18 protein-coding genes are annotated in these 17,847 nt (G+C 70.4%); 8 read left to right on the forward strand and 10 right to left on the reverse strand.

The features are described 5' to 3' along the window. The first annotated feature begins 11 nt into the window (after positions 1–11). The 4 genes from pstS to pstB all read left to right on the forward strand — a co-directional run bounded on the left by pstS (position 12) and on the right by pstB (position 4,147). Positions 12–1,148 (forward strand): phosphate ABC transporter substrate-binding protein PstS, encoded by a 1,137-nt coding sequence (pstS, locus tag AB0L33_RS09660; RefSeq protein WP_365679348.1) that lies wholly within the window; start codon positions 12–14, stop codon positions 1,146–1,148. 123 nt (positions 1,149–1,271) lie between these two features. Then, positions 1,272–2,258, forward strand: coding sequence for a phosphate ABC transporter permease subunit PstC (gene pstC / locus AB0L33_RS09665; RefSeq protein ID WP_365679350.1), 987 nt, complete (start codon positions 1,272–1,274; stop codon positions 2,256–2,258). Then, positions 2,255–3,343, forward strand: a complete 1,089-nt coding sequence (pstA, locus tag AB0L33_RS09670; RefSeq protein ID WP_365679352.1) for a phosphate ABC transporter permease PstA — start codon at positions 2,255–2,257, stop codon at positions 3,341–3,343. The genes pstC and pstA overlap by 4 nt, the downstream gene beginning before the upstream one ends. Positions 3,344–3,370: 27 nt before the next feature. After that, on the forward strand, positions 3,371–4,147 hold the full coding sequence (pstB, locus tag AB0L33_RS09675) for a phosphate ABC transporter ATP-binding protein PstB (protein WP_143625604.1): 777 nt from the start codon (positions 3,371–3,373) through the stop codon (positions 4,145–4,147). Positions 4,148–4,268: 121 nt separating this feature from the next. Here pstB and AB0L33_RS09680 read toward each other — a convergent pair whose 3' ends face one another. Further along, positions 4,269–5,267, reverse strand: a complete 999-nt coding sequence (locus tag AB0L33_RS09680) for an inorganic phosphate transporter (protein WP_365679354.1) — start codon at positions 5,265–5,267, stop codon at positions 4,269–4,271. 5 nt (positions 5,268–5,272) lie between these two features. Next, positions 5,273–5,893 carry a DUF47 family protein gene (locus AB0L33_RS09685; RefSeq protein WP_026171331.1) on the reverse strand — a complete coding sequence of 207 codons (621 nt, stop codon included), beginning with the start codon at positions 5,891–5,893 and terminating at the stop codon, positions 5,273–5,275. Positions 5,894–6,093: 200 nt separating this feature from the next. Between AB0L33_RS09685 and AB0L33_RS09690 the strand changes: the two genes are divergently transcribed. After that, positions 6,094–6,471: a metal-sensitive transcriptional regulator gene (locus AB0L33_RS09690; RefSeq protein ID WP_365679356.1), complete on the forward strand. Its 378-nt coding sequence runs from the start codon at positions 6,094–6,096 to the stop codon at positions 6,469–6,471. Between the two features lie 14 nt (positions 6,472–6,485). Here the strand turns inward: AB0L33_RS09690 and AB0L33_RS09695 are convergent, their stop codons facing one another. Further along, positions 6,486–6,686 carry a hypothetical protein gene (locus AB0L33_RS09695; protein ID WP_365679358.1) on the reverse strand — a complete coding sequence of 67 codons (201 nt, stop codon included), beginning with the start codon at positions 6,684–6,686 and terminating at the stop codon, positions 6,486–6,488. Between the two features lie 120 nt (positions 6,687–6,806). Continuing rightward, the gene (locus tag AB0L33_RS09700) at positions 6,807–7,667 is read right to left on the reverse strand and encodes a hypothetical protein (protein ID WP_365679360.1); all 861 of its coding nucleotides are present in this window, start codon (positions 7,665–7,667) and stop codon (positions 6,807–6,809) included. A 180-nt stretch (positions 7,668–7,847) separates the two neighbouring features. On the opposite strand from AB0L33_RS09700, the gene AB0L33_RS09705 reads away from it, so the two are divergent. Both AB0L33_RS09705 and AB0L33_RS09710 read left to right on the forward strand, forming a co-directional pair. Further along, complete coding sequence (locus AB0L33_RS09705) at positions 7,848–8,021, forward strand: hypothetical protein (protein WP_365679362.1); 174 nt, start codon at positions 7,848–7,850, stop codon at positions 8,019–8,021. Positions 8,022–8,063: 42 nt separating this feature from the next. Continuing rightward, positions 8,064–9,668, forward strand: a complete 1,605-nt coding sequence (locus AB0L33_RS09710; RefSeq protein ID WP_365679364.1) for an FAD-binding oxidoreductase — start codon at positions 8,064–8,066, stop codon at positions 9,666–9,668. Between the two features lie 79 nt (positions 9,669–9,747). On the opposite strand, the gene AB0L33_RS09715 is transcribed toward AB0L33_RS09710, so the two are convergent. The 6 genes from AB0L33_RS09715 to AB0L33_RS09740 all read right to left on the reverse strand — a co-directional run bounded on the left by AB0L33_RS09715 (position 9,748) and on the right by AB0L33_RS09740 (position 16,339). Beyond that, on the reverse strand, positions 9,748–10,479 hold the full coding sequence (locus AB0L33_RS09715; protein ID WP_365679366.1) for a phosphatase PAP2 family protein: 732 nt from the start codon (positions 10,477–10,479) through the stop codon (positions 9,748–9,750). A gap of 241 nt (positions 10,480–10,720) precedes the next feature. Further along, positions 10,721–11,731: a bifunctional lytic transglycosylase/C40 family peptidase gene (locus tag AB0L33_RS09720; RefSeq protein ID WP_365679368.1), complete on the reverse strand. Its 1,011-nt coding sequence runs from the start codon at positions 11,729–11,731 to the stop codon at positions 10,721–10,723. A gap of 83 nt (positions 11,732–11,814) precedes the next feature. After that, a complete protein-coding gene (locus tag AB0L33_RS09725) occupies positions 11,815–12,267 on the reverse strand; it encodes a hypothetical protein (RefSeq protein WP_365679448.1) in 453 nt (150 codons plus the stop codon). Positions 12,268–12,350: 83 nt separating this feature from the next. Further along, positions 12,351–14,150: an alpha/beta hydrolase gene (locus AB0L33_RS09730; protein ID WP_365679370.1), complete on the reverse strand. Its 1,800-nt coding sequence runs from the start codon at positions 14,148–14,150 to the stop codon at positions 12,351–12,353. Beyond that, positions 14,147–14,575, reverse strand: coding sequence for a hypothetical protein (locus AB0L33_RS09735; protein WP_365679372.1), 429 nt, complete (start codon positions 14,573–14,575; stop codon positions 14,147–14,149). Before AB0L33_RS09735 ends, AB0L33_RS09730 begins: the two co-directional genes overlap by 4 nt. Before the next feature lie 180 nt (positions 14,576–14,755). Continuing rightward, positions 14,756–16,339: a hypothetical protein gene (locus tag AB0L33_RS09740; protein WP_365679374.1), complete on the reverse strand. Its 1,584-nt coding sequence runs from the start codon at positions 16,337–16,339 to the stop codon at positions 14,756–14,758. 315 nt (positions 16,340–16,654) lie between these two features. Between AB0L33_RS09740 and AB0L33_RS09745 the strand changes: the two genes are divergently transcribed. Further along, positions 16,655–17,845 carry a low temperature requirement protein A gene (locus tag AB0L33_RS09745; protein WP_365679376.1) on the forward strand — a complete coding sequence of 397 codons (1,191 nt, stop codon included), beginning with the start codon at positions 16,655–16,657 and terminating at the stop codon, positions 17,843–17,845. Positions 17,846–17,847 lie beyond the last annotated feature (2 nt).

The following is a 17,847-nucleotide window of genomic DNA, read 5'->3' on the forward strand; positions in this document are numbered from 1 at the left end:
AACACCCGAAAGTGAAGCTTCAGCGCAAGAACCGGCTTCGTGCCACCGCGCTCGGTGCCCTCGCCGTCTCCGGCGCCCTGGTCCTCACGGCGTGCGGTTCGGACGACAACAGCGGCGACACCTCCGCCACCGGCGGCGCCAAGACGAAGGCCGCGTCCAACGTCAAGTGCGACGGCGCCAAGGGCCAGCTGCGCGCCTCCGGCTCCAGCGCGCAGAAGAACGCCATGGACCTCTGGGTCAAGGAGTACATGGCCGCCTGCTCCGGCGTGGAGATCAACTACAACTCCTCCTCGTCCGGCGAGGGCATCGTCGCCTTCAACCAGGGCACCGTCGGCTTCGCCGGCTCCGACTCGGCGCTGAAGCCCGAGGAGGTCGCCGACTCCAAGAAGATCTGCAAGACCGGCCAGGGCATCAACCTCCCGATGGTCGGCGGCCCGATCGCCGTCGGCTTCCACCTCGAGGGCGTCGACAGCCTGACCCTGGACGCCCCCACCCTCGCCAAGATCTTCGACACGAAGATCAAGAAGTGGAACGACGAGGCGATCGCCAAGCTCAACCCCGACGCCAAGCTGCCGGACAAGGCGATCCAGCCCTTCCACCGCTCCGAGGACTCCGGCACCACGCAGAACCTCGGCAAGTACCTCGGCGCGGCCGCCCCGAAGGACTGGACGTACGAGGCCGAGAAGAAGTGGCCCGCCCCCGGCGGCCAGGCCGCGTCCGGCTCCTCCGGTGTCGCCACCCAGGTCAAGCAGGTCGACGGCTCCATCGGCTACTTCGAGCTGTCCTACGCCACCTCGCAGCAGATCTCCACGGTCGACATCGACACCGGCGGCTCCGCCCCGGTCAAGGCGTCCTCCGAGAACGCCTCGAAGGCCATCGCCGCCGCCAAGATCAAGGGCACCGGCAAGGACCTGGCGCTCGACCTCGACTACACGACCAAGGCCGAGGGCGCCTACCCGCTGGTCCTCGTCACCTACGAGGTCGTCTGCGACACCGGCAACAAGGCCGACACCCTCGGCACCGTGAAGTCCTTCCTGACCTACACCGCCTCGGCGGACGGCCAGAAGCTCCTCACCGAGGCGGGCTACGCCCCGATCCCCGAGGAGATCAACGCCAAGGTCCGCGAGACCGTCGCCGGCCTCTCGTAACCGGCCGGACGACACCCAGCGCATCCGGCGGCCGGCCCGGAACACCCCTCCGGACCGGCCGCCACCCCTCCGGTGCACCGCCGCCAGGGGAGCCCCGGCTCCCCCACACAGACCGGAAAGACCATGGCTTCCACCACACAACAGATACAGACCCCACCGGGCAGGCGACCCCGCCCCCGGTCCACGGGCCGCGCCGGCGACCGGATCTTCCTCGGCCTCTCACGCGGCTCCGGCATCCTGCTCCTGGTGATCATGGCGTCGATCGCCGTGTTCCTCACCTACCGCGCCGCGATCGCCATCTCGAAGGACGAGGGCAACTTCCTCACCACCTTCGACTGGAACCCGGCCGGTGACCCGCCCGTCTTCGGCATCGCCGTCCTGCTCTTCGGGACCGTCGTCAGCTCCGTGATCGCGATGGTCATCGCGGTCCCCGTCGCCGTCGGCATCGCCCTGTTCATCTCGCACTACGCCCCGCGCAAGCTGGCCGGCCCGATCGCCTACGTCATCGACCTGCTCGCCGCCGTCCCCAGCATCGTCTACGGCATCTGGGGCGCCCTCGTCCTCGTGCCGTACCTGGAGGGGCTCAACCTCTGGCTCGACCAGTTCTTCGGCTGGACCTACGTCTTCGAGAAGACCGAGATCGGCGTCGCCCGCTCCCTCTTCACCGTCGGCATCCTCCTCGCGGTCATGATCCTCCCGATCGTGACCAGCGTCAGCCGGGAGGTCTTCCTCCAGGTCCCCCGGATGAACGAGGAGGCCGCGCTCGCCCTCGGCGCCACGCGCTGGGAGGTCATCCGCCTCTCGGTCCTGCCCTTCGGCCGCTCCGGCGTGATCTCCGCGTCGATGCTGGGCCTCGGCCGCGCGCTCGGCGAGACGATGGCCGTCGCCACCGTCCTGTCGCCGAACTTCCTGATCTCGCTGCACGTGCTCAACCCGGGCGGCGGGACGTTCGCCCAGAACATCGCGGCGAAGTTCGGCGAGGCCGACGCGTTCGGGCGGGACGCCCTGATCGCCTCCGGCCTGGTCCTCTTCGTCCTCACCCTGCTGGTCAACGGCGCGGCCCGGCTCATCATCGCCCGCCGCAAGGAGTACTCGGGGGCCAACGCATGAGCCACGCCACCACCACCCCCGGCGTCCAGGAGCTCCCGACGCCCGCACCGGCCGCCCCGAAGGGCAGCCTCAGCAGCCGGTCCCTGCCGCGCCTCGCGCCGCTCGGCTTCGCCGTCGTCGCGATCGTCCTCGGCATCGGCCTGAGCCTCGCCGCCGGCTGGCAGAGCCGTGTGCAGTGGGGCCTGATCTCCGCGCTGTTCTTCCTGGTCATCTCGTACGTCGCCACCAGCGTGGTCGAGAACCAGCGCCAGGCCCGCGACCGCCTCGCCACCAGCCTGGTCTGGGTGTGCTTCCTGCTCGCCGTCGTCCCGCTGGCCTCGCTGCTCTGGACGACCGTCAGCCGCGGCTCCGAACGCCTGGACGGCTACTTCCTGACCCACTCGATGGCCGGTGTCCTCGGGCCCGAGGCCAGCGGCGGCGTCTACCACGCGCTGATCGGCACCCTGGAACAGGTCGGCATCGCCACCCTGATCTCCGCCCCGCTCGGCCTGCTCACCGCCGTCTACCTGGTGGAGTACGGCAAGGGCGCGCTGGCCAGAGCCGTCACCTTCTTCGTCGACGTCATGACCGGCATCCCGTCGATCGTGGCCGGCCTCTTCATCCTCTCGATCATGCTCATCGCGGGCCTGGAACCGTCCGGCCTGATGGGCTCGCTCGCCCTGACGATCCTGATGATCCCGGTCGTCGTCCGCTCCACCGAGGAGATGCTCAAGCTCGTCCCCAACGAGCTCCGCGAGGCATCGCTCGCCCTCGGCATCCCGAAGTGGCGCACGATCCTGAAGGTGGTCCTGCCGACCGCGATCGGCGGCATCGCGACCGGCGTCATGCTCGCCGTCGCCCGCATCGCCGGCGAGACCGCCCCGATCATCCTGCTGGTCTTCGGCAGCCAGCTGATCAACACCAACCCCTTCGAAGGCGCCCAGTCGTCGCTGCCCTTCTACATCTACGAGCAGTACAAGATCGGGGAGGCCGCGTCCTACGACCGCGCCTGGGCAGCGGCCCTGGTCCTGATCGCCTTCGTCATGATCCTCAACCTGGTGGCCCGCGGCATCGCCCGCTGGAAGGCCCCCAAGGCCGGGCGCTAGGCCCGCCGGAAAGCAGCAGTGATTCAGATGGCCAAGCGCATCGACGTCAGCGGACTGTCGGCCTACTACGGCAGCCACAAGGCGATAGACGACATCTCCATGACCATCGAGCCCCGCTCGGTGACCGCCTTCATCGGCCCCTCCGGCTGCGGCAAGTCCACCTTCCTGCGCACCCTGAACCGTATGCACGAGGTCACCCCCGGCGGCCGCGTCGAGGGCAAGGTGCTCCTGGACGACGAGAACCTGTACGGGACGAACGTCGACCCGGTGACCGTACGCCGTACGGTCGGCATGGTCTTCCAGCGCCCGAACCCCTTCCCCACCATGTCGATCTTCGACAACGTGGCGGCGGGCCTGCGCCTCAACGGCTCGTACCGCAAGAGCGCCCTCAACGACATCGTGGAGAAGTCCCTGCGCGGGGCGAACCTGTGGAACGAGGTCAAGGACCGGCTGAACAAGCCCGGCTCGGGCCTCTCCGGCGGTCAGCAGCAGCGCCTGTGCATCGCCCGCGCCATCGCCGTCGAGCCGGACGTGCTGCTGATGGACGAGCCGTGCTCCGCCCTCGACCCGATCTCCACCCTCGCCATCGAGGACCTGGTCGGCGAGCTGAAGGAGCGGTTCACGATCGTCATCGTCACGCACAACATGCAGCAGGCGGCCCGCGTCTCGGACCGCACCGCGTTCTTCAACCTGGCGGCGGTCGGCAAGCCCGGCAAGCTCATCGAGATCGACGAGACCGAGCGCATCTTCTCCAACCCGTCGGTCCAGGCCACCGAGGACTACATCTCCGGCCGCTTCGGCTGATCCGCCCGGCCCTCCCGTACGGCCTTGGGGTGCTGCATGGCGGTGCCACCACAAGGCGAAGAGGGTCCGCCCCGCACCCCGAGGGGGTGCGGGGCGGACCCACAGGACCAAGCCCGTCCGGCTAGCCGAACATCAGGTAGACGACCCCGTAACTCGCGGCGGCGACCAGCGCGGCGGCCGGCATCGTGATGAACCAGCCGAGGATGATGTTCTTCGCGACGCCCCACCGCACCGCGTTCACCCGCTTCGTGGCGCCCACGCCCATGATCGCCGAGGTGATCACATGCGTGGTCGAGATCGGCGCGTGGAAGAGGAACGCCGAACCGAACATGATCGACGCACCCGTCGTCTCGGCGGCGAACCCCTGCGGCGGGTCCAGCTCGATGATCTTCCGGCCGAGCGTACGCATGATGCGCCAGCCGCCCGCGTACGTACCGAGCGACAGCATCAGCGCGCAGACCAGCTTCACCCAGACCGGGATCGGATCGCTCGGGGACTCGACGTCGGCGATGACCAGGGCCATCACCACGATGCCCATCGTCTTCTGCGCGTCCTGGAGACCGTGCCCGAGCGCCATGCCCGCGGCCGAGACCGTCTGCGCGATGCGGAAACCGCGCTTGGCCTTGTGCGGGTTGGCCTTCCGGAACATCCACATGATGGCGACCATCACCAGATAACCGACCACCAGGCCGATCACCGGCGACAGGAACATCGGGATGACGATCTTGTCGAGCACCCCGTCCCAGTGCACCATCGTCCCGCCGGCCAGCGCCGCGCCGACCATCCCGCCGAACAGCGCGTGCGAGGACGACGAGGGCAGGCCGAAGTACCAGGTGATCAGGTTCCAGATGACGGCACCGACGAGCGCGGCGAAGAGGATGCCCATCCCCTTGTTGCCCTCGGGCGTCGCGATCAGGCCCTCGCTGACGGTCTTGGCGACCCCGCTGCCGAGGAACGCGCCCGCGAGGTTCATCACGGCCGCCATCGCCAGCGCCGCACGCGGCGTCAGCGCACGGGTCGAGACCGACGTGGCGATCGCGTTCGCCGAGTCGTGGAAGCCGTTGGTGTAGGTGAAGCCGAGCGCGACGCCGATGGTCACGATCAGTACGAAGGTGTCCACGTGGTTCAGGACTCCTTGACCGCGATGGTCTCCACCGTGTTCGCGACGTGCTCGAACGCGTCGGCAGCCTCTTCCAGCACATCCACGATCTGCTTCAGCTTCAGCACCTCTATGGCGTCGTACTTGCCGTTGAAGAGGTGGGCGAGCAGCTTGCGGTGGATCTGGTCGGCCTGGTTCTCCAGCCGGTTGACCTCGATCCAGTACTCGGTGAGGTTGTCCATCGTGCGCAGACCCGGCATGGCCTCGGCGGTCAGTTCGGCCGCCCGCGCCAGCACCTCGATCTGCTGCTCCACGCCCTTGGGCAGCGTCTCGATCTGATACAGCACGACCAGATCGACGGCCTCCTCCATGAAGTCCATGATGTCGTCGAGCGACGACGCGAGGTTGTAAATGTCCTCACGGTCGAACGGCGTAATGAAGGAGGAGTTCAGCTGGTGGAAGATCGCGTGGGTCGCATCGTCCCCCGCGTGCTCCGCTGCCCGCATGCGCTCCGCGATCTCGGCCCGGGAGGACGAATCCGCCCCGAGCAGTTCCATCAGGAGTTTCGAGCCCGTGACGATGTTGTCCGCGGATGCGGAGAACATGTCGTAGAAGCTCGTCTCCCTGGGGGTCAGACGAAAGCGCACGTGGGGTCCTCGGGGTGCTTTGGATTCGGTCAGGCTGATGCTAGGCGCATCATCCGGCCACGGCTAACCGGCATTCTTCAGTGTCGCGCATCAGGCACAGTGATCAGCACGGGACCCCGGTCACGTTTCAGCTGAATTCGTTAGGATATACCCACCAGGGGTATATAAACGGCAGGGTAAAGGGAAAACGGGAGGCAGCAATGACCACCACCGAGGCCATGGGGACCGGACCCTCACCGGACGCGGTGCCCGGCGCCGCCCCCGTGGAAGCGCTCGTCACGGACCACGACCGCGGAATACACGGCTACCACCACCAGAAGGCCGAACACCTCAAGCGCCTGCGCCGCATCGAGGGCCAGATCCGCGGCCTGCAGCGCATGGTGGACGAGGACGTCTACTGCATCGACATACTCACCCAGGTCTCGGCGTCCACCAAGGCGCTCCAGTCCTTCGCGCTCCAGCTCCTGGAGGAACACCTGCGGCACTGCGTCGCCGACGCGGCCCTCAAGGGCGGCGACGAGGTCGACGCCAAGGTCGAGGAGGCCACCAAGGCCATCGCCCGCCTGCTGCGCACCTGACCCCGACGGTCCCGTCAGCCCCGGTGGTCGCCCTGCCGGGGGACGGTGGTGCGGTCGGTGTCCGTCCTCACGTCGAGCACCTCGTCGATGCGGTCCGCACTGAGCCGTTCCCCGATCGCCGCGGCAGCGGCGATCATCAGCTCCCCGCACAGCTCGATCTCGGCGAGCGCCACATGGTCCGAAACGGTCGGGCTGAGCGTCACCACGTCACTCACCTCTCACTGCCGTCACCGGCTTCCTAGGGTAGACAGCCCGACACGCACCGCGCATGGCACGGACGGACCATTTCGCCCCCACCGGAGGGCTAGGGCCTGGGGGCGGGCATGCGACTCATCTCACGCCCGCCCCTGCTCGATCTCGCCCGTGTAGATGTCCCGCTCGTGCGGCAGTCGTACGGTGACGGGCACGCCGAACCCGTACAGGAGCGTCGTGGAGACGACCTCCGCCGCCGGGCCCTCGTTGGCGAAGCTGAACCGGTGGCGCACCTTGCGCAGCCGCCCCTGCTCGTCCAGATACGCGTCGAAAGGGACGGCCCGCGCGCGGAACCCTTTCGCCGCCGCCGTCAGGGACGCGCGCGCACCGGGCGCCGCCAGCCGCGCCGCCCGGCCGATGTCCGCGGTGCCCCGGTAGTGCCGCACGGCGACCCCGGCCACGTCCGTCTCGCCCACGTACGTCACGGCCCCCGCCCCCCGCAGCAGCTCGGCGGCGGCCAGCGGATCGGTCACCCCGCCGGTGACCAGATTGCCGTCCTCCAGGGCCGTCGTGTCGATCCGCACCCACTTGTCGGCGGGCACCCCCGCCCCCCGGTTCATCATGTACAGCGCACCCGGCGCCAGCAGCTCCGTGATCGGCCGGTGCTCCTCCTCGCCCGCCGCGTCGGGCGGCAGCACCACCTTCAGCCGGCCCGACCCGGCCCGGAAGTCGTACGCCCCCGAGCCCCGGATCGTGACCCGGGTGCCGCCCGCGGCCGTCTCCATCGACGTGCTCACCTCGGCGCTCGCCACCCCGTCCCCGGCGAGCACCACCGCCGCCCGCCGCACCACCTCGGTGCCGCCGTCCCGGGCGTCCGCGGCCGCCGCCGCACGGTCGGCGCCGCCGCCACCGGCGCACCCGGCGGCCGCCGCCGTCACGCCCACCGCGACGAGGGCGCGCACGACGCGCACCCCGCCTCTGGACCTGTGCTGCTGCACCACCATCGCCTGCCCATCCCCAAACGCCGAACCGCTCGCCCGAGCCCGTGTCCGCCACGCATAACGACCGCCCGTGCCCCCTGTAACGTCCACGCCCCCGATTGGCGCCGTCACCCCCGTCCGAGCGCCCCCTCACGGTTGACGGACCCCTCCCGGGCGGGCCGCCCCGCCCAGTACCGTGTTCGCGTGTACGACCAACACGCCGCCGAGGTCCCGCCGACCCGACCCGCCCACGAGCCCACCACCGTCGAACGCGGCTCGTTCTGCACCGCCCGCTGCGCCTGCGGCTGGTCCGGGCCCGCCCGCCGGTCCCGCGACCGGGCCCGCGCGGACGCCGACGAGCACCGCACCACGGCCTGAGCACCGGCCCTCCGTCCCCCTCTCCCCCACACCGGAGGTCCGATGACCCCACCGAACCGGCGCACGCTCCTCGCCGCGGGCGCCGCCGTCCTCACCGGTGCCACCGCCACCGCGTGCGAGGGCACCGACCCGACGGACCCGGCCCCCGGCGACACCCGGCCCCCCAACGGGCCCGCCTCGTCCCCGGCCCCCTCGACGCCCAAACCCTCCAAGCCCTCCAAGCCCTCCGGACCCGCGGACTGGTCCGCGCTGGGCAAGAGCCTCGACGGGCCGCTGATCCGCCCGGGCGACACCGCGTACCCGACGGCCCGTCAGCTCTACAACACCCGCTTCGACGACCAGAAACCGGCCGGGATCGCCTACGTCCGGCACGAGGACGACGTCCGCGAGTGCCTGGCCTTCGCCCGCCGCGCCTCCGTTCCGGTCGCGATCCGCAGCGGCGGCCACTCGTACGCCGGCTGGTCGAGCGGCAACGGCCGCCTGGTGATTGACGTCGCGTCACTCGACCGCGTCGGGGCCGACGGCACGATCGGCGCCGGCGCCAAGCTCCTCGACGTCTACGAGGGCCTGGCCGCGCACGGCGTGACGATCCCCGGCGGCTCCTGCCCCACGGTCGGCATCTCCGGCCTCACCCTCGGCGGCGGCCACGGCGTCGCCGCCCGCGCCTACGGCCTGACCTGCGACAGCCTCACCGCCGCCACCCTCGTCACGGCCGACGGCCGCACCGTGACCGCCGACGCCAAACACGACCCGGATCTCTTCTGGGCCCTGCGCGGCGCGGGCAACGGCAACTTCGGCGTCGTCACGAGCCTCCGTTTCCGTACGCACTCCGCCCCTCGGACGGTCACCGCCTACATGTCATGGCCCTGGTCACGCGCCCGGGACGTCGTCACCGCCTGGCAGGAGTGGGGACCGGACCAGCCCGACGAGATCTGGTCCGCCGCGCACCTCGACGCCGGGCCGGGCGGCAGCAACCCGACGGTCTCGGTGTCGGCCTTCAGCCTCGGCACCTACGGGGACCTGCAGAACGCCGTGGACCGCCTCGCCGACCGCATCGGCGCCTCCGCCACCTCGGTCTCGCTGCGCCGCCGCGACTACCAGGAGGCGATGCTCGTGTACGCGGGCTGCTCGGGGCTCACGGACGCGCAGTGCCACCTCCCGGGGACCACGCCGGGCCGTACCCCGCAGGGCGCCCTCCGGCGCGAGACGTACGCCGCCGCCTCCGACTTCTACGACCGCTCGCTCCCCCCGGCGGGCGTTTCGGCCCTGCTCGACGCGGTCCAGGCGTTCACCCGGCTCGTCCCGGGCCAGGGCGGCGGCGGCTCGGTCGCGCTGACCGCGCTCGGCGGGGCGGTGAACCGGGTGGACCCGCGGGCCACGGCGTTCGTCCACCGCCGCTCCCGGATGCTCGCCCAGTACATCGGGGCCTGGCGGCCGGGGGCCCCGGGAACGGCCCAGCAGAAGTGGCTGAAAGACACCCATGCGGCGATGCGCCCGTACGCGTCCGGGGCGGCGTACCAGAACTACACGGACCCGTCCCTGACCAACTGGCGCTCCGCGTACTACGGCTCGGGGGCGACGCGCCTGGCCCGGGTGAAGCAGCGGTACGACCCGGAGGGGCTGTTCACGTACGCGCAGGGGGTGTGAGGGGCGGGCCCCTCCGGATACACGTGTGCCCCGGGCCGCTCCTGCGGGCTCCGGGGCACGTGCGTGAGGGGGACGGGGCTCAGGCCGCGAGGCCCTTCTCGCCGTCGGAGCCGCCGCCGCGCGAACCGGGGCGCGGTTCGGGAATCCCGAGCGCGTCGCTCCGGCCGGAGTCCGCGGCCACGGGCCGGCGCGACCGGACGAGGGGGCCGAGGCGGGCGGACCGGGAGACGGCCGCCACGAGGGGCGTCAGCAGCAGCATCGCCAGCGGCGCGAGCAGCAGCGCGACGGCCGTACCGAGGGCGAAGCCGCCGACGACGTCGGTCGGGTAGTGGACGCCCATGTAGACCCGGCAGAAGCCTTCCAGCAGGGCGAGCCCGATGGCCGCGATGCCGAACTTCCGGTGGGCGACGAAGAGCCCGACGCCGAGGGCCATCGCCATCGTGGCGTGGTCGCTGACGAACGAGAAGTCGTTCTTCCCGTTGACCAGGACGTCGAGCCCGGAGTGGTCCTTGAACGGCCGCGGCCGTTCCACGAAGCCACGGATCGGAATGTTGATGAGCAGGGCGATACCGGCCGCGAGCGGCGCCCACACGAGCCCGGCCACCGCCGACACGGATTCCTCGGCCGTGCCGCGCCGGCGAACGCTCCACCAGCACCACAGGACCACGAGGACCATGCCGAGCATGATCCCGTACTCTCCGACGAACTCCATGACCCGGTCGAACCAGGTGGGAGCGGACTTGGCGAGCCCGTTGATGTCGTAGAGCAGGCTGACGTCGGGGTTCGACCCATCCAGTGCGAGTCCAGCCATCTGCTGCGGCCCCTTGCCTTGTCTGCTGCTGCGGCACACGTCCCTGTGCGCCGCGATTCACGAACCCCCGTGTTCGGTCCGTCCACGTCGATCACTCACGCGCCCAGCCAGAGAACGACGCGCCCTGCGCGTACGTTCCACTCTCCACCGAATGATCACCATGACGTTATCGAAGAGTGACACATCGTCGCAGCTCAGGGCCCGGGCTTCACGGAGAGTTCCGGCCACCGGCACGGGGGCCTCAGGCGGCCGGCCCCGTGGTCGGCAGCGCCGCGGCCCCGTCCTTGGTCACGCGTGTGGCACCGAAGTAGTCGGGCGTGTCGATCTTGTCGAACCGAATGACCGCACCAGTGTACGGAGCATTGATCATGTATCCGCCCCCGACGTACAGGCCGACGTGATGAATGGCACGGGAATTGGTCAGATCGTCGGAGAAGAACACCAGATCACCGGGGAGCAGTTCATCGCGCGAGGGGTGCGGCCCGGCGTTGTACTGGTCGTTCGCGACGCGGGGCAGCTCGATGTCGACGGACCGGTACGCGGCCTGGGTCAGCCCGGAACAGTCGAACCGCCCGCCCTGCTCGGGCGTGCCGTTTCCGCCCCACAGATACTTCGTGCCGAGCTTCTTCTGAGCGAAGTAGATGGCCCCGGCCGCCTGCTGGGAGGGCTGCACACGGCCGACGGGCCGGGCGAAGCTCTTCTCCAGCGAACGGATGATCTTGACGTAGTTCTTCGTCTCCGAGATGTCGGGCACGCCGCCCGACTTGATCACGCGGTACGCCCCCGCGTTGTAGGCCGCGAGCATGTTGTCGGTGGGGTCACCGGGGACCTTCTTCACGTACCCGGCGAGCTCGCAGTCGTACGAAGCCGCGGAGGGGATCGCGTCGGCCGGGTCCCACACGTCCCGGTCCCCGTCCCCGTCCCCGTCGATCCCGTGCCCCGCCCAGGTCCCCGGGATGAACTGCGCGATGCCCTGCGCGGCGGCGGAGCTCTCGGCGCGGGGGTTCCACCCGCTCTCCTGGTAGAGCTGCGCGGCGAGCAGCGCCGGGTTGATCGCGGAGCACAGGTTCCCCCACTTCTGCACGAGCCCCTGATACTTGGCCGGCACAGCCCCCTTGGCCAACGCGACGGCTCCCCCACCCGCGCCCCCGACGAGCCCGGCAGCAGCGGAGTAGGTCCCCACAACGAGCAGACCCACAAAACACAAGGCCCCCCCGACCCCGACCCCTACGGCCACCCAGAATCTACGCACCCGTCAACCATCCCCCATCGGGGCACGGTTCGGGAGCGTTTTCGACGGTGTGTGCGAGTCGTACGGGGGGAGCGCGGGGGCGCTCAGGGAGCGCCGAGGGACCAGAAGTCGGAGCGGACGTTGGGGCGGGGCAACGGGTACTCCCCCTCGTAGGAGGGCCCATTCGGCGAAGCCGTCGCCTCAGCCACGTCGGACTCGTCCACACAGGGACTATCCACCTCAAAGAAGGCTTGGCCGCCCCCAAAGATGAGACTTACCCCAAATCCATCGTCTGTTTGAGCATAGATCGCCGGCGAGTCCAGATCGTTGTTGATCCCCTTGATCCTGTACCCCTGGTCTTTCCAGCCTCGCTCAACTACGCCCAAGAAGTTCCCCCGACGGTCAGCAGAAATGATCGTCATCACTGAGCGACGGCGCGTAACGTCACAGCTCCCCGTGGTCGTAGGCCCATGCGCCCATTGAACAGCCGGCTTGATACCGGAAAGCGTTGCGTCCATAATTGCGTCCGCATGCTCGGCCGCCGCCTGCATATCCATGCCAGCCTTCTCCCTGTTACCGAAACATGCAGCGAGCGTCAGCCCCAGAGACAGTGCCACCGCGCACGCCGAAAGGCGAACCTTCATCGATACTCCTCGGCCTTGAGGTCGCGCGCCTTCCCTGCCGCAACTAGCGCGATACTGTTGGCGGACGAATTATCACGGACCGGATCGAAGTACTGCCCGTGAGCATCAGTATTCAATTTTCCACCACTCAGAACCTCGGGGCCTTCGTCCACCGGGAACCTCTGTGCGCCGAACGCCTTGCTGGCCGGATCCCTTCCGAACCACAATTCGTCGCCCCCTGGGTCTGCCGCCTCACCTAGGATCTGCGCCCCCGACGGTCCTAGATTGGTCAAGCCGACAAACCCCATGACCACCTGCCGCTTCGATGGGACCTTAGTCACGATGTCGTTCTGTGCTGCTCCTACGAAAACGTGACTCTCGCCTACTCCGAGATCCTCTGCGCGGTCCACGCCGACCCCCGGGCTGCCAACCAGAACGATGTCGTCGACTCCAGGGATTCCCCCATCCTGTTGTGTAGCCGCCCCCACCGTTCGCGAGCCGTACGAGTGCCCGATGGCCGTCATGTGTGGGTTCGCGTTCTCGTTAGTGGCCGAGAGGCCACCCATGAAACCGTTGAAGGCTGAGCCGCCCTTGACCGCCCGCTCATCAAACGCCACGTCGAGACTATCAAGACCATCCGGGAACTGCGGCGCATCATATCCAAGCCAGGTAATCGCAGCGCTCGAAGGGTCGTGCTGATTCATTCCGATGGCAGTGTCTCTGGCCCGCTTAAGATCCGACTTTGCAAAATCCTCATCCAACGAGGTATTCAACCCCGGCACATACGCCGCCACATTCCGCGCCGTATCAGGATTCCCGTACGAAACAATCGCGCGCCCATTCCCCTCGTCCCCGATGCCCAGGAGGTACATCGGCGGCTGGCCGCCCGCGTCCAGTTGTCGTTGAATCTCCCGCAACCCCGCCAACCGCACCCGGGACACCTCGTCGTCCCGCCCCTCCAGCTTGCCGATCAGGAGCTGGAGGTTGTCGCGGTTCGCCGTGTCGCGGATCAGGGACGGGATGCCGTCCAGGTTGCCGATCTGGTCCGGGTACACCGCGAGGTACTCCTCGCGCTGTTCGTCCGTCAGGTGTTCCCACCACTCACGCCGCGCCGCAGGCGACGCGTCCAGCGGGATGCGGGACTCGAGGTACCCGCGCGCCGCTTCCCGGACCGCCGCCGCGTCGCCCGCCGCGTCGGTCCACGTGCGGTCCGGGACCTTCAGGCCCTCCTCCGCCCGGAGGCGGCGCAGGATGCGGGTGAAGCGCCAGTCGGTGCGGGCGGCCGCCCGCACCGCCCCCGTGATCCGGTCCGAGATGTCCCGCGCCGCCGCGGCACGCGTGTCCGGGGCGACCAGCCCCGAGGACGGCAGCAGCCCGGGCATGCCGGTCACCCGAGCCGTGCCACCGGGCAGCGGATCGCCGTCGAACAGGCCCCCGGGCCCGGGCGGATACGACACCGACCCATCCGCGTGCACGGTGAACTTCAGCGACTCCGCCTCCTCCAGCGCACGCCGCAGCACCCCCTGCTGCACCCGCATCTCGTGCGCGAGGCTGTTCAACGCCGTACGGATCAGCCCGCACTCGGTGTACACGTACTGCAGGTTCCGGCTCATCCGCCGCAGCCGCCCGACCGCCGCCTCGGCCGCCGCGCCGCGCTGGGACTCGCGCAGACCGACGAGCAACTGCTTCTCGATCCGGTCCCGCCCGGCATCCGCGCGGTTGCTCGCCCTGCCCCAGCCGTCCGCCGCGCTCTCCAGCTCGCCGCACTTGAGGTCGCGTAACTGAGTCCACGTCAGCGTGGAGGAGAGCGCGGTCACCGTTCGACCCCGTGGGTCAGCCGGGCCACGGGCGAGAACGACGACCGCACGGACTCATTCGTCTCGCCCTGCGCCCGCGCGACAGCGCGCAGGCTGCCCGCGAGCGCCCCGCACTCATGGCGGGCGGACTCGACACGGCGTACCCAGGACTCCCGCACGGCGCCCAGCTCGGCAAGGGAGTTCAGACCGGCGGACCCGGCAGCCAACCCTTCATGCGCCGTCGTCAGTTCCGCGCGTACGGGGCCGAGGTGGGCCCCCATCCCCTCCGCGCCCCCGGCAGCCCGCAGCCACGCACCACCGCTGTGCCGCAGCTCGTCCCCGGTGGCGGAACCACCACCTCCGGCAGGACCGCCCCCACCGGCGGAGCCCCCGCCCGCGGAGCCGCCACCCGCGGAGCCGCCACCCGCGAGATCGACCAGCCTCAACCGCGCACCACTCATCGTCCACCCCGTTCTTGATCACGAAGATCGTGGAGCGGCACTGTGCCAAACGCGGCAACCGCGACACGCCGGACGCACAGCGGCCGGGGAGCGGGCACCCCCGCGCTCCCCGGCCCTGCCAACGCCTCGCCCCCGACCCGGGATCACCCGATCGGTGGACCGGCGCTAACGCCCGTACGCCCTCGGGTCCTCCTCGCCGAGCCGCCGCAACGCGGCCGCCGCCCGGTCCTCCGGCGGGGTGCCGTCCTCGGGGATGCTCCAGAGGATCTGCCGCGCGTGCCCGTCATCGGCGTCGTACAAGAGGCTGATCGTCGTCTCGTCCGGGTCGCGGAACGCCGTCCCGGCCCAGTCGAGCCGGACGCCCCAGCGCGCGAGGAGGTCCGGCCGGGCCCGCAGCCCGGCAGCGATCAGCCGTGCGGCACGACGGGCCGGCCACATCCAGCTCTCGTCCCCCTCCGCACGGGCGACCTCCGCGTCGTACGCGGCGGCGTCGAAACGGAGTTCAGGCATCTCACGTTTTCCGGCTGGCGGAACGGGGCACCGCCAGCCGGACCAGACGACCTGCTCCCCCTCCCGCCGCACGGTGACATACAGCGCCCCGCAACAGCCCTCCGTGCAGTACGCCTCCGCGAGCCGCACCTCACGTGGCTCGTCCGTGGCCCGCAGGGCGCCGGGGAACAGCAGCTCCTCGGGGGAGTCGGCGGGCCCCCGCCCGAAGTGGTCCGGGACCAGCGGACGCCCGTCGACGAGGACGCGCGCCTCGACGGTCGCCGGATCACCGGGATCACGCTCATGGACCGCGATGCGCAACCGCGCACCCGGCGCCTGCGGCGCCCCCGCCGCCAGCACCTGCGCCCGCGTACGCCGCACCCACGCGACCCGCCGCCGCACGCCGGGCTCGTCGTCCGCCCCGTCCGGCACCGCACGCCACTCCGGCCGGTTCAGGACGGCCGTCAGCTCCGAGAGCACCGCCTCGCGCCGCCCGGGCCCCCAGTCGTGCAGCACGGCAGGCCCCGTACTCAGCTCCTGAACGGCGGACAGGAGAAGCGCATGGTGGTCGAGCGTGCGGGGAAGAAGCCCGGCGCCCTCCGCGAACCCTTCGTACGCGCGAGGGGCATCCGGGTAGGAGAGGATCTCGGGCTGATAGTCGCGGAGGCTGGTCATGAGGAACAGCAGCCGCCCGGCCCGGGCGGTCACCGCGGCGCCCTCGGCGGCCGGAAGCCCAGGCACGTCCGCCAGCAGCTCGGCCAGCCCGGACGCCTCCGCCACCCGCCGCGCCACCACGGGCGACAGGTCCCCCGGGAGCGCGACCAGCCGCTTCCGTACGGCGGTTCGGTCACCGGCTTCGACGGCGGCGAGCAAAGGACCGAAGGTCACGGGCCCGTTGTGGTCGCGCAGTTCGAGCAGCGCACCGGCCGGCCGGTCGAGGGCGTCGAGGGCATGGACGACAGGACGCACAAGGGTGCGCAGCCGGCCGAGGGTCCACAGATACGGCACATCCTGCGGCTCCCCCAGCTCGGTGAGCAGGGCGAGCCCGGTGCAGACGGCCAGGTAACCGGTCCCCGTACGCACGAGCGTCCGCGCCAGCGCCCGCGCCCGTTCCTCGTTCTCCACCGGAATCCCGGCGACGAGAAGACGCAGGGTGCGATGCCTGACGGGCGGGTCGAGGGCGTCGAGCCGCCGGTGCACCTCTTCCGCCGCCTCGACGGGATCGGGGGCGGCCAGCAACGGCCCGAGGAGACGGGCCAACTCATCCCTGGTCCGGGTGAAACTCCGGCTGCCCCGGTTGGACGGGACCCGGCGAGGTACGGGCGGTGCCGCGTCCGCCCGGGACCACGGCCCCTCGGGCTCGGCACGCTCGACGCGCCGTGCGCACGCGTACAGCGAGGAGGGCCGGGGAGTGAGCGCTCCGCGCTCTTCCGGGGCGCTCAACGGGCGGGGTGGTTCTCGATTCCATAGGTCATGGCGCGGAGTGTGGCAGAGCCCCGGCGCACCGCGCCAGCACTTTTCCGCCGGGCGCGGTTCACGCCCGCTCACCCCGCCCAGCCGGAAGAATGCGCCCCCATGAGCTCATCGTCCCCCTCCTCCAGCTTCTGGCACCGACCCATGGTGGCGCGCAGCGCCGACGAGCGGCACCGCGCCTCGACGATGCTGGAACTCTTCTTCGACCTCTGTTTCGTCGCCGCGGTCGCCCAGGCGGCCTCCGCGTTCGAGCACGAACTCGCGGCAGGCCGCATCGGCCACGCCGTCCTCGGCTACGCGATGGTGTTCTTCGCGATCTGGTGGGCGTGGATGAACTTCACCTGGTTCGCCTCCGCGTACGACACCGACGACGTCCCGTACCGGCTGCTGACGCTCGTACAGATCACCGGCGCGCTCGTCCTCGCGGCGGGCGCGCCCGAGGCGCTGGAGCACGAGGACTTCACCGTCATCACCTGGGGCTACGTGATCATGCGGCTCGCCATGGTCACGCAGTGGCTGCGCGCCTCCCGCTCCGACCCGGAGCGGCGCCGCACCTGCCTGGGCTACGCCGCCGGGATCTTCCTGGTGCAGATCGGCTGGGTCGTCCGGCTGGCCCTGCCCGACGACACCGGCCTGGTGACCTTCGCGGTCCTCGTCCTCGCGGAAATCGCCGTTCCCGCACTGGCGGAACGCAAGACCACCACCACCTGGCACCCGCACCACATCGCCGAACGGTACGGCCTGTTCACGCTGATCGTGCTCGGCGAGTCCATCACAGCGGCCACGGGTGCCGTACGCACCGCCCTGGACACGCACGCGGCGCTCGGCGACCTCGCCGCACTCGTCGCGGGCGGTCTCCTCACGGTGTTCGCCCTGTGGTGGCTGTACTTCGCACAGAGCGCACCCCGGCTGCTGACCAGCCTGCGTACGGCGCTGCTCTGGGGGTACGGGCACTACCTCGTCTTCGCTTCGGCGGCCGCGGTCGGCGCGGGCCTCGCCCTCAACGTCGCGCACACCGCGGGCCACGGCCACCTCTCCGACCGCACGGCGGCGGCCGTCTACACCGTCCCGGTCGCCGTGTTCATCGCCCTCGTCTGGCTGCTGCACCACCGCACCGCGGAACTTCGCCGCGCGGCCGACGTGCTCCACCCGGTGGCGGTGCTCGCGGTCCTGGCGGCCACCTTCGCCCCCTCGCCCATCCTGACCACGGGGATCATCACCGCACTGCTCATCGCGGCGACCCTGCTCCTGGCGGCACGGAACGCGGACGGCGGCACCGGACACGCGCCGTGACC

It is taken from the genome of Streptomyces sp. NPDC052299 (assembly GCF_040679335.1).
Lineage (GTDB): Bacteria > Actinomycetota > Actinomycetes > Streptomycetales > Streptomycetaceae > Streptomyces.